We start from the raw sequence: 13,455 nt of genomic DNA, 5'->3' as shown, positions 1-13,455 counted from the left end.
TTTCTAATGATTAAATTTGGTACCGGTGGCTGGCGCGCTTTCATTGGTGAAGAGTTCACCAGAGACAATGTTCGCTTGGTGGCACAAGCGCTCGCTAACATCATCAATAATGAAAATGCCGCAAAGAACGGGTTTGTGATCGGCTATGACCGCCGATTCCTTTCAGATAAAGCAGCATGTTGGTTTGCAGAAGTACTTGCGGCGAACAACATCAAAGTAAGCTTCATTGATAAGTTCGTTCCAACACCTATCGTGATGTTCCAAGCGAAAGAGATGGGCTGCATCTACTCGGCATGTATTACCGCATCTCACAACCCAGCAGACTACAACGGCATCAAAATCTTCATTGAAGGTGGACGTGATGCTGATGAGATCATCACCGAGAAGATAGAACAGCAAATCGCAACATTGACCAGCGAAGACGTTATACGAGTTGATTTCGAGCAAGCGTTAAACGACAAAGAAATCGAGATCATCAACCCGATGAACGACTTTGTTGATTCAATCATCAACTTCATCGATATCGAGTCGATCAAGAAAGCTAACCTACGCGTGCTGATTGACCCAATGTTTGGCGTAGCGAAAAATGCTTTGCAGACAGTGCTGATCAACGGTCGATGTGATGTCGACGTCATCAACGATGGCAAAAACCCAGATTTTGGTGGCTTGATGCCATCACCAAATGCCGCAACGCTCTATCGCTTGAAGCACTTAGTTGCAGCAGAAGGCTATGACATAGGTATTGGTACTGATGGCGATGCCGATCGTCTGGGTATTATTGATGAGAAAGGTCACTTCATTCACCCTAACGAAGTACTACTACTGCTTTATTACTACTTACTGGAATACAAAGGCTGGAAGGGCTCTGTCGTTCGTAATATTGCCACCACACATCTACTGGATAAAGTAGCTGCGGATCATGGAGAGAAGAGCTTTGAGGTTCCTGTAGGCTTTAAGCATATCAGCTCTCAAATGGAAGCTGATGATTCTCTAATTGGTGGCGAAAGCTCAGGTGGCTTAACCATTCGAGGTCACATCAAAGGTAAGGATGGCGTATTTGCATCAAGCTTGCTGGTTGAGATGATCAGTGTGACAGGCAAGAAGCTGTCTGAATTGCTTGATGAGATTTACTCTAAATATGGCTATGCCTACACCGCAGAAGGCGATTGTAAGTTTAAACCTTCAGAGAAAGAAGCGCTCTACACTAAGATCTACGTCGAGAAGCAACTACCTGAATTTGAATACGAAATTGAAAAAGTTAGCTATGAAGATGGTGCAAAGGTGTACTTCAAGAATGGCGGCTGGGTCATTGCTCGCTTCTCAGGAACAGAGCCGTTACTACGAATTTTCGCAGAAATGGAAGATAAATACACTGCAGAACATGTTCTTCAAAAAGTAAAAGACTTCCTCTCTCTATAGGCTTATAGAGTGCAGCAGCTTTGTATGGGACTTAACATATCACTGCCTTGTTAAAGCCTATTGATGAAGAACTTTTGCCCAGTACTTTTAATTAAGTTCTGGGCTTTTTTATGACTGAGCTTTATTTACAGGAATGGGAATGACGAGAAATCGTTAAAACGCCAATACGCCTTTTGTATCTACTTTTACGGTTACCGGCATACCCATTTCAAGAGCCTCTGAAGAGGTTGCTAATAACTTCTGACCGTTCGCTTCAATCACATAACGACAGTGGTCTCCCATGAACTGCTGTTCTAATACTGAAAGGTTACTGTCTACATCATGAGTAGCCACGATATGTTGAGGTCTTAACAACAACGCACATTCAGCCCCCACTTCGATCTCGGTTTGCGCCTTGGCCTCAATCAAACCTAAGCTTGTTTCAAATTCGTTATCTGAAATACGTTGTGCATTCAAGTAACTTCCGCCACCTAAGAAATCAGCAACAAACTTGCTTGATGGGTGGAAGTACAGTTCTGACGCCGAGCCGTATTGTTCGATGACACCATGATTCATTACTGCCATCTTGTCAGCAAAAGCAAACGCTTCTTCACGACTGTGAGTCACAAAAATAGCCGTCACACCCTGCTTCTTAAAGATTTTACGAATCTGAGAAATCAGCTCATGACGTACTTGGGTATCAATGTTAGAAAACGGTTCGTCCAATAGCAGCAGGTCTGGCTTATATGCCAAAGAGCGCGCAATCGCGACACGTTGCTGTTGTCCACCAGATAGCTGATGAGGGTAACGATCGCCAAATTGGTCAAGGTGTACGAGCTCAAGCATCTCTTGAACTTTCGCAGTCTTATCTTGCTCAGACATATCGCGTAGACCAAATGCCACGTTCTGACTCACGGTGAGGTGTGGAAACAGAGCATAATCTTGGAAAATCATTCCAATGTTACGCTGCTCTGGCGGCAACCAATTCGCAGCGTCATCAATAACTTGGCAATTCAAGCTCATAACGCCACTACTCAATGGAAGCAGACCTGCAATCGCTTTAAGCAGCGTCGTCTTACCACATCCACTGGCACCAAGCAGACAAACAATTTCACCATGCTCAACTTCTAAAGAAAGAGATTCCAAAATGGTTTGGGAATCATACTTACAAGTCAGATTTTTAATTGATAATGCACAACTCATTAGTGTTTCTGCTCCAAGGAACGGTTTACGATGATCAGTGGGATTAAGCCTACCAATACTAATAACACAGCAGGCATAGCTGCTAATTCAAGGTGTTCATCTGACGCATAGTTATAAACATAAGTCGCGAGCGTTTCGAAATTAAAGGGACGCAGCAGCAATGCTGCATTTAGCTCTTTCATTGATTCGATAAACACCAATAAGCCTGCAATCAGAGCACCACGCTTAATCAAAGGTAGGTGAACACGGCGTAACATCTGGTTGGTATTACACCCCATTGTTTTAGAGGCCATATCCAATGAAGGTGATACTTTACTTAGGCTACTTTCGATACTACCAATAGCAACAGCTGAAAAACGCACTACCATTGCAAAGATAAGCGCAAACATGGAACCAGAGAAGATCAAACCAGGTCGTCCCCACTCCATCACTTTAGCGATGTCATTGACCAAGTGATCCATAAACAACACGGGTACCATCACGCCAATCGCTAGAACGGTGCCTGGAACAGCATAGCCCATTGAAGCAAACCTCATGTAAGCCAGGTTTTTCTTACCAGGGCTCACACGTTGATTAAAATTCACAATCAACGCAACGAGTACACCAATAATCGCCGCGACAACAGAGACGTAAAGACTATTAAGTGCATATTCTCTGAATTCTGGTGTCCAACTTTGAGCGAAATACTTGTAGGCATAAATGATCAATTGCGCGAGGGGGAATAAAAACGCTATGCACACTAACCCCCAACACCAAAACAGTGACAACCACTTTTTCCAACCGATTAGTTCATAACGAAAATCTTCGCGGCTACTAAATTGATTTTGAAATAACTTTTGTTTACGACGGCTGTATCGCTCGGTGCTCAATAAGAGAATGACAATCACCAACATGATTGCCGATATTTTTGCAGCGGCTGTTAGGCTCGAGTAGCCCAACCAAGTATCGTAAACCGCTGTCGTTAGTGTGTTAACAGCAAAGTAGCTTACAGTACCGAAGTCACCTATGGTTTCCATCGCAACAAGAGACAAACCGACCGCCATGGAAGGACGAACAAGTGGAAGTGAGATACGACGAAAGCTTTCCCAGGGAGAGCACTTCAACAAGCGAGCAGATTGTAATAGGGAAACGTTTTGCTCCATGAAAGCCGCACGGCAGAGCAAATAAATATAAGGGTAAAGAACGAGAGACAGAACAATAATAGCGCCTGATAAGGTTCTAATGTCGGGGAACCAATATTCACTAGGTCCCCACCCCGTCAGTTCTCGTAGCAGGATTTGAACAGGGCCAGCAAAATCAAACCAGTCGGTAAAAATATAGCCCACAATATAGCCAGGCATTGCCAATGGCAGCACCAAAGCCCATTGCAAAACACGCTCTCCAGGAACACGACACATTGCCATGATCCATGCAGACGGAATACCGAAAATCAAAGACAGGAACATGGTTCCTATGACTAAAACCACCGTATTGTAAGCATAGGTGGGCATTACTGTAGACATAAGATGAGAAAATAGCTCATCCGTTTCTCCAACAGCAGTCGTAAAAATCGCCAAGATTGGTAAAACAAGCAGTACAGCGATTATTCCGCTACTGGTGTTCCATAAATAATTCTTTTCTTTCATCGCCTAACTACAATGAGGCTTAATGAAATACATATGCATTTGCAAATACATCTCATATCCTTTTAATGGTGGGGGTATTTATACCCATATACCGTAATGACTTCAAGGTGAGATACTCATAACTCAATGGATCAAGGGAGAGCTTTGTATCAAAAAGTGATTTCTCCAAAAACAAACAACCCCAAGGAGCCGAAAATAGCCACTTGGGGTCATAATTTTATGCGGGCCGGAGCCTACAATAATAAATTATAGATCGAACTTAACTTCATCTAATAGCTTGATTGCCGCCGCATGGTGGTTTGCAATTTCATCTAGAGAAATAGTATCTGCTTTGAACTCACCCCACGAAGCAACAAGCTCAGAAGGTTTAACGTCTGCTTTCACTGGGTATTCGTAGTTCACTTCTGCGTACATGCTTTGTGCAGTGTTACCAGATAGGAATTCCATCAGCTTAACGGCATTCTCTTCGTTTGGAGAGTATTTAGCCATTGCCATACCAGAGATATTCACGTGAGTACCCGTTGTCTCTTGATTAGGGAAGTTAATGTAAACAGAGTCAGCCCAAGCTTTTTGCTCTTTATCATTAATCATTTTACCTAGGTAGTAACTATTACCAAGAGCAACATCACATAGACCTTCTTTAATCGCTTTAACTTGTGCACGGTCGTTACCTTGAGGCTTACGTGCTAGATTTGCTTTTACGCCTTCTAGCCACTCTTTCGTTTCAGCTTCGCCTTTATGAGCAATCATCGAAGAAACGAGAGAAACATTGTACGGGTGCTTACCGCTACGAGTACAGATTTTGCCTTTAAATTCAGGCTTAGTTAGATCTTCATAAGTGAATTCTTCACCTAGACGACCAACACGGTCACGTGAAGAGTAAACGCTACGTGTACGAGTTGTTAGAGCGAACCACTCGTTAGCAGTATCTTGGTACTGGGCAGGGATGTTTTTTTCAAGTACATCACTTTCAACTGATTGAACTAGACCTTGCTTAGTTAGCTCAGATAAACGGCTAATATCGACAGTTAATACAACGTCAGCTGGGCTGTATTCACCCTCTTGAGCTAACTTCTCTGCTAAACCTTTTTTAGCAAACTTCACGTTTACTTTAATGCCAGTCTCTTTTGTGAATTCTTTGAACATTGGCTCAACAAGGAAAGGTTGACGGTAAGAGTATACGTTTACTTCTTCCGCAGCCATTGCTGTCGGGGCAATTACACTACACGCTAGAGCTGAAAGTGTTAGCAGTTTTTTCATTGTAAAATCCTTTATATCGAAATGATAATGTCTATCAGTTGCGTTATTATATTCATCATCAACATAATTACAATGACGAGCGACAAAAAATCTGTCTACTCAGACCATTAAAATCTTCACTTTTGTAACAAACCATTTCAACAAGAATAACCACGCACTCACCAGTGCAGAGCCTTTATATTGGCATCAAGGTGTCTAACAATTACTCTACCGTAAATAAAACAAAACCCCACAACCATAAGTTGTAGGGCTTTCTTTCTATCACCTAACCTTTTCAGGCTAGGTTATTATTACTGATTATTTTACTGACACAAACTCAGGGTAAGCACCAACACCACAATCATGCATATCCATACCTTCAAGCTCTTCGTCTTCAGTTACACGAATACCGATTGTCGCTTTAAGCACAGCCCATACCGCTAGACTCGCACCAAATACCCAAGCAAAGATTACTGCAGCACCTAGTAGTTGAGCACCAAATGTTGCATCAGCGTTGCTTAGTGGCACAGCCATTAGGCCGAAGAAACCACACACACCGTGCACAGAGATAGCACCAACTGGATCATCAATCTTAGCTTTATCTAGAGCGATGATGCTGAACACAACAAGTGCACCAGATACCGAACCGATTGCTACCGCGAATAGAGGTGATGGTGATAGAGGGTCAGCAGTGATTGCAACTAGACCAGCTAACGCACCGTTAAGGATCATTGTTAGGTCCGCTTTACCCCATGTTGTCTTACATACTAGTAGTGCTGCAATTGCGCCCGCTGCTGCTGCTGCGTTAGTGTTTAAGAAGATTTGACCAACTGCTGTTGCGTTCTCAAAGTCTGAAACCATTAACTGAGAACCGCCGTTGAAACCGAACCAACCGAACCAAAGGATAAATGTACCTAACGTTGCAAGTGGCATGTTTGAACCAGGAATCGGGTAGATTTCACCGTTCTTACCGTATTTACCTTTACGGGCGCCAAGTAGTACAACACCTGCTAATGCTGCCGCTGCGCCTGCCATGTGTACGATACCTGAACCAGCGAAGTCACTGAAGCCTGCTTCTGATAGGAAACCACCGCCCCAAGTCCAGTAACCTTCCATTGGGTAAATGAACGCTGTTAGTACAACAGAGAAGATCAGGAATGACCAAAGCTTCATACGCTCAGCAACTGCACCCGATACTACAGACATTGCTGTTGCAACGAATACTACTTGGAAGAAGAAGTCTGACTCTAGTGAGTGGTCTGCACCTTCACCTTGAGTACCAATTAGAGTACCGAATGAAGGTAACCAACCACCTTCACCATTGTCTACGTACATAATGTTGTAGCCAACCACTAAGAATGTAGTACAAGCAATTGCGTACAAACAGATGTTCTTAGTTAAAATTTCTGTGGTGTTCTTTGAGCGAACTAGGCCAGCTTCTAACATTGCGAAGCCTGCTGCCATCCACATTACCAACGCACCTGAAATGAGGAAGAAAAAAGTGTCTAGTGCGTAACGTAGTTCCGTTACTGTTGTTGTAAGTTCCATATTAAAGTCTCCAGTCCTTGTAATTCTTTAAAGTGCTTCAGCATCCATTTCACCAGTACGAATTCGTACGGCATGGCTAAGGTCATACACAAAAATTTTGCCATCGCCGATTTTTCCGGTGTGTGCCGCTTGGCTAATCGCTTCAACAACTCGGTCAACATTCTCAGCTTGGGTAGCTATCTCTAGTTTTACCTTTGGCAGGAAATCAACTTGGTACTCTGCACCACGATACAATTCAGTGTGTCCCTTCTGGCGACCGAAACCTTTCACTTCAGAAACAGTCATACCTTCAATACCTACATCAGAGAGCGCTTCACGTACATCGTCTAATTTAAATGGCTTAACAATGGCATTTATTAATTTCATATTAGTTCCTTAAATTCTTCACAAATCCGTTAATTCCCTTATTACAATCCAAGTAGCGTGCCAAAAAGTTAAGTCATTGATTTAAAATAAAATAAAGATATTAAGAGCGTAATAACAAAAAAGGCCGCACCATATTGGTGCGGCCTTTTCACTATCTTAATGCGTAACGCTATTGTTGCTCCAGTTTTGGGCAACGAGATGATTACAGTATGAAACTATTGCTAATTCATAACCTAAAAGTCGTTACTGATCGCTGAGAAATCATAACTAATAACCTAAAAAGTCAATCCAGCGTTCGAGCAACAGCTCAAAATCATCAATTCCGCAACTCGCTTGGCTTTCACAGTTATAAAAATCGAACTCACTACCCTCTTCCATCTCTTGCTCATGCGCTAACACATTTTCTTGAATCGTGACTTCATCTTCATTGATCGCAAGGCTGATCTCTTTGCCAAGTAGTGTAACTTCATTACTAAGATCTTGGCGAGACTGCTCAATAAGCGCCATGACATGCTCTAACTTTTGCTTATCTTTACCAATCTCTTCTTGAAGCCAACGACCAACAATTTCATGGCCCATGCTGCATTTCACATAGTATTCACCCATGAGAGTGTTTCTAGTAAATTCGAATTCCATACGGCTCCAAAGTTCCAATAAAGAGAAGATTCAATAAATAAGTAGTAGCAAAAATGAGGCGAGAGTATATAGCTAACTCTATTTGAGATCGAGCCTGTTTAACGAGACACAGTGCCTCTTACAAAAAGCACAAACAAAAACGCCCTCTCACATGGAGAAGGCGTTGAATTAACAGTTAACACGTACCTTAAAAGCAGTAAGTGCTTACTTGTTATCTATTAAGCGCTACGCAGGCTCTTGAAAGATAACAGTGTCTGCTTTTTCCGTGTACTGACCCATTTTATGGAAGTTCAGGTAACGGTATGTATCTGCAGCGGTTGCATTAATCTTCTCAGCGTACTCTAAGTACTCTTCTTTCGTTGGTATACGACCTAGAATCGCGCCAACCGCAGAAAGCTCAGCAGAAGCCAGGTAAACATTCGCGCCATTACCTAAGCGGTTCGGGAAGTTACGAGTTGACGTCGACATAACCGTCGAAGCATCAGCCACACGAGCTTGGTTACCCATACATAGTGAACAGCCAGGAGTTTCGATACGTACACCAGCACGACCGAAGATGCCGTAGTAGCCTTCTTCTGTCAGTTGGTCTTTATCCATCTTCGTTGGCGGAGCTACCCATAGGCGAGTATTTAGCGAGCCGTTAAACTCTTCTAGCATCTTACCCGCAGCTCGGAAGTGACCGATATTTGTCATACAAGAACCGATGAACACTTCTTGAATCTCAGTACCTTGAACGTCAGAAAGAAGACGAGCATCATCTGGATCGTTTGGTGCACATAGGATTGGCTGATCGATGTCAGCAAGGTCGATCTCGATAACATGAGCATATTCCGCATCTGAATCAGCAGATAGCAACTCAGGGTTCGCTAGCCACTCTTCCATTGCCGTTATACGACGCTCAATCGTACGTACATCACCGTAACCTTCAGCAATCATCCACTTAAGCATAACGATATTCGAGTTCAAGTACTCATCGATAGACTCTTGAGATAGCTTAACAGTACAACCTGCAGCAGAACGCTCAGCAGATGCATCAGAAAGCTCAAATGCTTGCTCAACAGATAGGTGCTCAACACCTTCAATTTCTAGTACACGACCAGAGAATTCGTTGATCTTACCTGCTTTCTCTACGGTTAGTAGACCTTGCTTGATACCGTAAAGAGGAATGGCATGTACTAGGTCACGTAGCGTGATACCTGGCTGCATTTCACCTTTGAAGCGAACCAAGATAGATTCAGGCATATCAAGAGGCATAACGCCTGTTGCAGCAGCAAATGCGACCAAACCAGAACCCGCAGGGAACGAAATACCTAGAGGGAAACGAGTATGCGAGTCACCACCTGTACCAACAGTATCAGGAAGAAGCATACGGTTTAGCCATGAGTGAATAACACCATCACCTGGGCGAAGTGAAACACCCGCACGGTTCATGATGAAATCAGGCAGCGTATGGTGAGTATTTACATCAACTGGTTTAGGATATGCCGATGTATGACAGAAAGACTGCATAACAAGATCAGCAGAGAAGCCAAGACATGCAAGATCTTTAAGCTCATCACGCGTCATAGGGCCCGTAGTATCTTGAGAGCCAACAGTTGTCATTTTAGGTTCACAGTACTGACCAGCACGTACACCTTCAACACCACATGCTTTACCTACCATCTTCTGAGCTAACGTGTAGCCTTTGTCAGAAGCAGAAGGGTCGATTGGTTTAGCAAATAGATCGGTTTCAGCTAAGCCTAGAGCCTCACGAGCGCGACCTGTAAGGCCACGACCGATGATCAGTGGAATACGACCACCAGCACGAACTTCATCTAACAATACTTTGCTTAACTCAAAGTTTGAAATCACAGAACCGTTTTTATGCACAACACCTTCATATGGGTAGATATCAATAATATCGCCCATGTTCATGTCTTGTACGTTTAGTTCAATTGGTAGTGCGCCAGAATCTTCCATTGTGTTGTAGAAGATTGGGGCAATTTTACCACCTAGACAAACACCGCCAGTACGCTTGTTTGGCACGAATGGGATATCTTCACCCATAAACCAAAGCACTGAGTTTGTTGCCGATTTACGTGAAGAACCTGTACCAACAACATCACCAACATAAGCCAGTGGAATGCCATCTTTTTGCATTTCTTCAATTTGAGTAATCGGACCAACGCTACCCTGTTCGTCAGGAGTGATGCCTTCACGTTCCATCTTCAGCATCGCTTTTGCGTGCACTGGGATATCTGGACGCGACCAGGCATCAGGCGCTGGAGATAGGTCATCGGTGTTGGTTTCACCGGTGACTTTGAATACTTTAACGGTAATTTTCTCTGCTACTTTGTCTTTAGCAGTAAACCATTCAGCATCAGCCCAAGATTGAAGTACTTGTTGTGCAGAAGTATTACCTGCTTTCGCTTTCTCTTCTACGTCGTAAAAAGCATCGAACATCAACAGAGTATGAGAAAGCGCTTTAACAGCGATTGGAGCAAGCTCAGCATCATCGAGTAGAGATACGAGAGGTTCGATGTTGTAGCCACCTTGCATAGTACCAAGCAGCTGAGCCGCTTTTTCTTTGCTTACTAGTGGAGAAGCTACTTCACCTTTCGTGATAGCCGTTAAAAAGCCAGCTTTTACATAAGCAGCTTCATCAACGCCTGGTGGAATGCGGTTTTCTAGTAGGTCAAGAATATATTCATCTTCACCTTGAGGTGGGTTCTTTAGAAGTTCAACTAGGCCAGCGACTTGCTCAGCGTCTAGTGGTTTTGGAACAACTCCCTCGGCAGCACGTTCTTCGACGTGTTTACGGTAGGCTTCAAGCACGACTTTTTTCCTCTCATTGCGGTCCACTTCTTCCCTTCATAATTGTTAGTAAAATAAAGAAGTGAACATCCTTGGAAACTTGGCTCTCCATTGCCATTTTTGTCATTCAATTTGTATTGATGAGCGGCGTCATAGAGGCCAAACTGTGGGCGGTAGAATAGCAAATTTAACGTTAAATTAAAATCTTATCATTTTGACCAACATAGCAAGTTAAGACGAAAGTCCTACGATTTTTGCCTATTTAGTCGGAAAAAGAGCTATCACACGCATGTTTATTTGTAAGACGTTCCGATAATTAAGTAGACCGAATCGTAGTTACTTTCGGTTCTACCGTAAGCTAAAATAATCGGCCCTATTGGAGAATCAACTCCAGCAAAGACAGAGCCAGCAGTGAACATCGGCGCTTCATCAAGACTCAGTTCATTGTTCGACCACACACCACCATGTTCAACGGATGCACCCACGTAGAATGGTGATTTAAAGAGGCCGAAATCATTTTCAAACCACTTGTAACGATAGATTAGACTCGTATAAGCCAAGTTTTGACCGATCAGGCTATTTCTTGGGATACCGGATAAATTAAGGAATCCACCAAGCTCCTTCGGATCAATTGGAAATACAGAGTTTTTGCTTTCTACCATACCAAAATCCAGCTTTGCGACTAAAGTATGCTTCTCAATACTTTGTGCCGCCATGAAATTAGCGGAAATCTCGTAAACGGTATCACTCTCAGAGGTTAAGTCAGAATCCCCAAGAGAACTGTCATTTTCAAAGTCATCATGAGAGACAAGATACTCTAAATCAACAAAGTAACCTTCCGTCGGTAAACTAAAGTTATCTAAGGTATCCAACCGATAACTAACGAATCCTCCGATACGTGAATACCCTCCATTACCTAGAGAGGGCAATGAAGCAACCTCAACTTCACCGTCGGTATAACGAACACCTGCTTTAAGCTCTTGCCACAATGTTGGTTGGTAACCCAATGCAAGTTCACCCACATACTCTCTGTAAGTCATCGGTAAGTAATCTTGCGTGACATCGAGGGTCGGCTCTTCAATCGCTTCCTCACCGGCGGGTAAATTTCTTTTCTGGTTGCTGTAAACAAGCGACGCCGAGGTAAACAACTTCTGGCTTGAGAAAAAAGGAGAAAACAACTCAGCCTCAATAAGCTTATCAGTACCCATTTCTAGATTCGTTCTTAACTCAGCACCGTGCGAGTTGATATCAGTGAAGTTCGCAGACATACCTATTGAATATTGGCTATCAGTTGCAAAGTCATCTTCAAGGTAAAAGCGAAAATTGAGATAATTAGGGCCCCATGATTTCTCATTCACATCAACGACGAGTTGATCTTCACCATCAACGTTTTCAAATTCATAAGTGACCAGTTCAAAGCGGTCTAATGCGTAGAGATCTTTAACCTGAGATTCAATCTCACTGGTTTTAAGGATCTGTCCTGAATCGAGGTTCAAGCGATTCTCTATCAACTTATCTGAATAGTGGCTGTTATTGTTGATAATAACCTTATCAACAACGGTTTGATCACCGTGTTTCAGCTTTTTTCGAGCTTGTTGTTTATGCTCGATATACTTCTGATAGTCTGCATTGGAGAGTGATAACTTAGAAAGTTCAGCGCTGTATTGGCGCGCGGCATCATAACCCGCTTGATAGGCGCCCGGCATCTTATCAAATTCAGTGGTTTCCATTAGCCCAACATCAGGGCGTAGGAACACATCGTCGTCCGTTAACGTCTCGGCCTGCTCTTGAGTGCTACGACGAACAAGGTAGTTGGATAGCTGATCGGCGGCGGCTAGAAAATTAGTAAAATCTTCCTTACCTTTGTAGTTTGAGCTGATATCGACAGCAATAACGATATCTGCTCCCATCGCTCTGGCAACATCAACCGGCATGTTATTGGTGACACCGCCATCAACCAGCATTCGCCCATCGACTTCATAAGGCGGCAAAGCGCCAGGCACCGACATACTTGCCATCATCGCATCAACAAGATGACCATGGTCGATAACGACTTCTTCGAGTTTAATAATATCTGTAGCAACAGAACGGTAAGGGATAGCAAGGTGGTCAAAAGAATCCAGCGGGGATAAGTTACCCGTAGTTTCACGCAAAATACGCAACATATTCTGACCTTGAACCACGCCTTTTCTTGCTTTGATTTCTCCCCAGCCTAAACCTAGATCGGTGTTCAGCTGATAGCGGTCTTCATACTCTTTGTCACGCACTCGGCGATCACTACGATTAACGCGATCACGGTAGCCGCGATTCCAATCAACCGTATAAATAAAGCTCTCGATCTCGTCAGCGCTCATTCCTGTCGCATAAAGTCCACCAACATAAGACCCCATGCTGGTCCCCGTAATGTAGTCGACTGGAATTTGCATCTCTTCGAGCGCTTTAAGCACACCTATATGTGCCGCACCTTTCGCTCCACCACCGGCAAGTACTACAGCAACCGTCGGTCTTTTATAGGCTTGTTCAGCCTGTTGAGATTGAGCAACGTCTGTCACAGTAAAAGCAAACAGCTGAAAACTGATCACAGCACTGGCGATGCTCAAGCCACTCACTAACCAACGAGAAATCATTATTTAAACTATCCTTGTCA

General features: G+C 43.5%; 9 protein-coding genes. 1 reads left to right on the top strand and 8 read right to left on the bottom strand.

Going from position 1 to position 13,455, the window contains the following annotated elements:
* Positions 1-6: 6 nt before the first annotated feature.
* Positions 7-1,419 (top strand): phosphoglucomutase/phosphomannomutase family protein, encoded by a 1,413-nt coding sequence (locus OCW38_RS02900; RefSeq protein ID WP_016794564.1) that lies wholly within the window; start codon positions 7-9, stop codon positions 1,417-1,419.
* Between the two features lie 153 nt (positions 1,420-1,572).
* Here the strand turns inward: OCW38_RS02900 and OCW38_RS02895 are convergent, their stop codons facing one another.
* The 8 genes from OCW38_RS02895 to OCW38_RS02860 form a co-directional block, all read right to left on the bottom strand.
* A complete protein-coding gene (locus OCW38_RS02895; protein ID WP_016796134.1) occupies positions 1,573-2,601 on the bottom strand; it encodes an ABC transporter ATP-binding protein in 1,029 nt (342 codons plus the stop codon).
* Entirely contained in the window at positions 2,601-4,226 is a 1,626-nt protein-coding gene (locus OCW38_RS02890; RefSeq protein ID WP_016768976.1) for an ABC transporter permease, read from the bottom strand. Before OCW38_RS02890 ends, OCW38_RS02895 begins: the two co-directional genes overlap by 1 nt.
* A gap of 246 nt (positions 4,227-4,472) precedes the next feature.
* Positions 4,473-5,486: a Fe(3+) ABC transporter substrate-binding protein gene (locus OCW38_RS02885; RefSeq protein WP_010436022.1), complete on the bottom strand. Its 1,014-nt coding sequence runs from the start codon at positions 5,484-5,486 to the stop codon at positions 4,473-4,475.
* Between the two features lie 297 nt (positions 5,487-5,783).
* A complete protein-coding gene (locus OCW38_RS02880; protein ID WP_010436021.1) occupies positions 5,784-7,013 on the bottom strand; it encodes an ammonium transporter in 1,230 nt (409 codons plus the stop codon).
* A 27-nt stretch (positions 7,014-7,040) separates the two neighbouring features.
* Positions 7,041-7,379: a P-II family nitrogen regulator gene (gene glnK / locus OCW38_RS02875; protein ID WP_010436019.1), complete on the bottom strand. Its 339-nt coding sequence runs from the start codon at positions 7,377-7,379 to the stop codon at positions 7,041-7,043.
* 267 nt (positions 7,380-7,646) lie between these two features.
* Positions 7,647-8,015: a YacL family protein gene (locus tag OCW38_RS02870; RefSeq protein WP_016768974.1), complete on the bottom strand. Its 369-nt coding sequence runs from the start codon at positions 8,013-8,015 to the stop codon at positions 7,647-7,649.
* A gap of 225 nt (positions 8,016-8,240) precedes the next feature.
* Entirely contained in the window at positions 8,241-10,829 is a 2,589-nt protein-coding gene (gene acnB / locus OCW38_RS02865; protein ID WP_010436014.1) for a bifunctional aconitate hydratase 2/2-methylisocitrate dehydratase, read from the bottom strand.
* Positions 10,830-11,101: 272 nt separating this feature from the next.
* Positions 11,102-13,435 carry a patatin-like phospholipase family protein gene (locus OCW38_RS02860; protein WP_016787816.1) on the bottom strand — a complete coding sequence of 778 codons (2,334 nt, stop codon included), beginning with the start codon at positions 13,433-13,435 and terminating at the stop codon, positions 11,102-11,104.
* Between the last annotated feature and the right edge of the window lie 20 nt (positions 13,436-13,455).

This window comes from Vibrio cyclitrophicus (genome assembly GCF_024347435.1).
Taxonomy (GTDB): Bacteria; Pseudomonadota; Gammaproteobacteria; order Enterobacterales; family Vibrionaceae; genus Vibrio; species Vibrio cyclitrophicus.
Note: the sequence above shows the minus strand (reverse complement) of the source record. Positions and strands in the feature narration are given on the sequence as shown.

Coding starts and splice junctions, on each gene's coding strand:
- OCW38_RS02895 (WP_016796134.1), bottom strand. CDS start 2,601: ATGAGTTGTGCATTATCAATTAAAAATCTGACTTGTAAGTATGATTCC.
- OCW38_RS02870 (WP_016768974.1), bottom strand. CDS start 8,015: ATGGAATTCGAATTTACTAGAAACACTCTCATGGGTGAATACTATGTG.
- OCW38_RS02890 (WP_016768976.1), bottom strand. CDS start 4,226: ATGAAAGAAAAGAATTATTTATGGAACACCAGTAGCGGAATAATCGCT.
- OCW38_RS02880 (WP_010436021.1), bottom strand. CDS start 7,013: ATGGAACTTACAACAACAGTAACGGAACTACGTTACGCACTAGACACT.
- glnK (WP_010436019.1), bottom strand. CDS start 7,379: ATGAAATTAATAAATGCCATTGTTAAGCCATTTAAATTAGACGATGTA.
- OCW38_RS02900 (WP_016794564.1), top strand. CDS start 7: ATGATTAAATTTGGTACCGGTGGCTGGCGCGCTTTCATTGGTGAAGAG.
- OCW38_RS02860 (WP_016787816.1), bottom strand. CDS start 13,435: ATGATTTCTCGTTGGTTAGTGAGTGGCTTGAGCATCGCCAGTGCTGTG.
- OCW38_RS02885 (WP_010436022.1), bottom strand. CDS start 5,486: ATGAAAAAACTGCTAACACTTTCAGCTCTAGCGTGTAGTGTAATTGCC.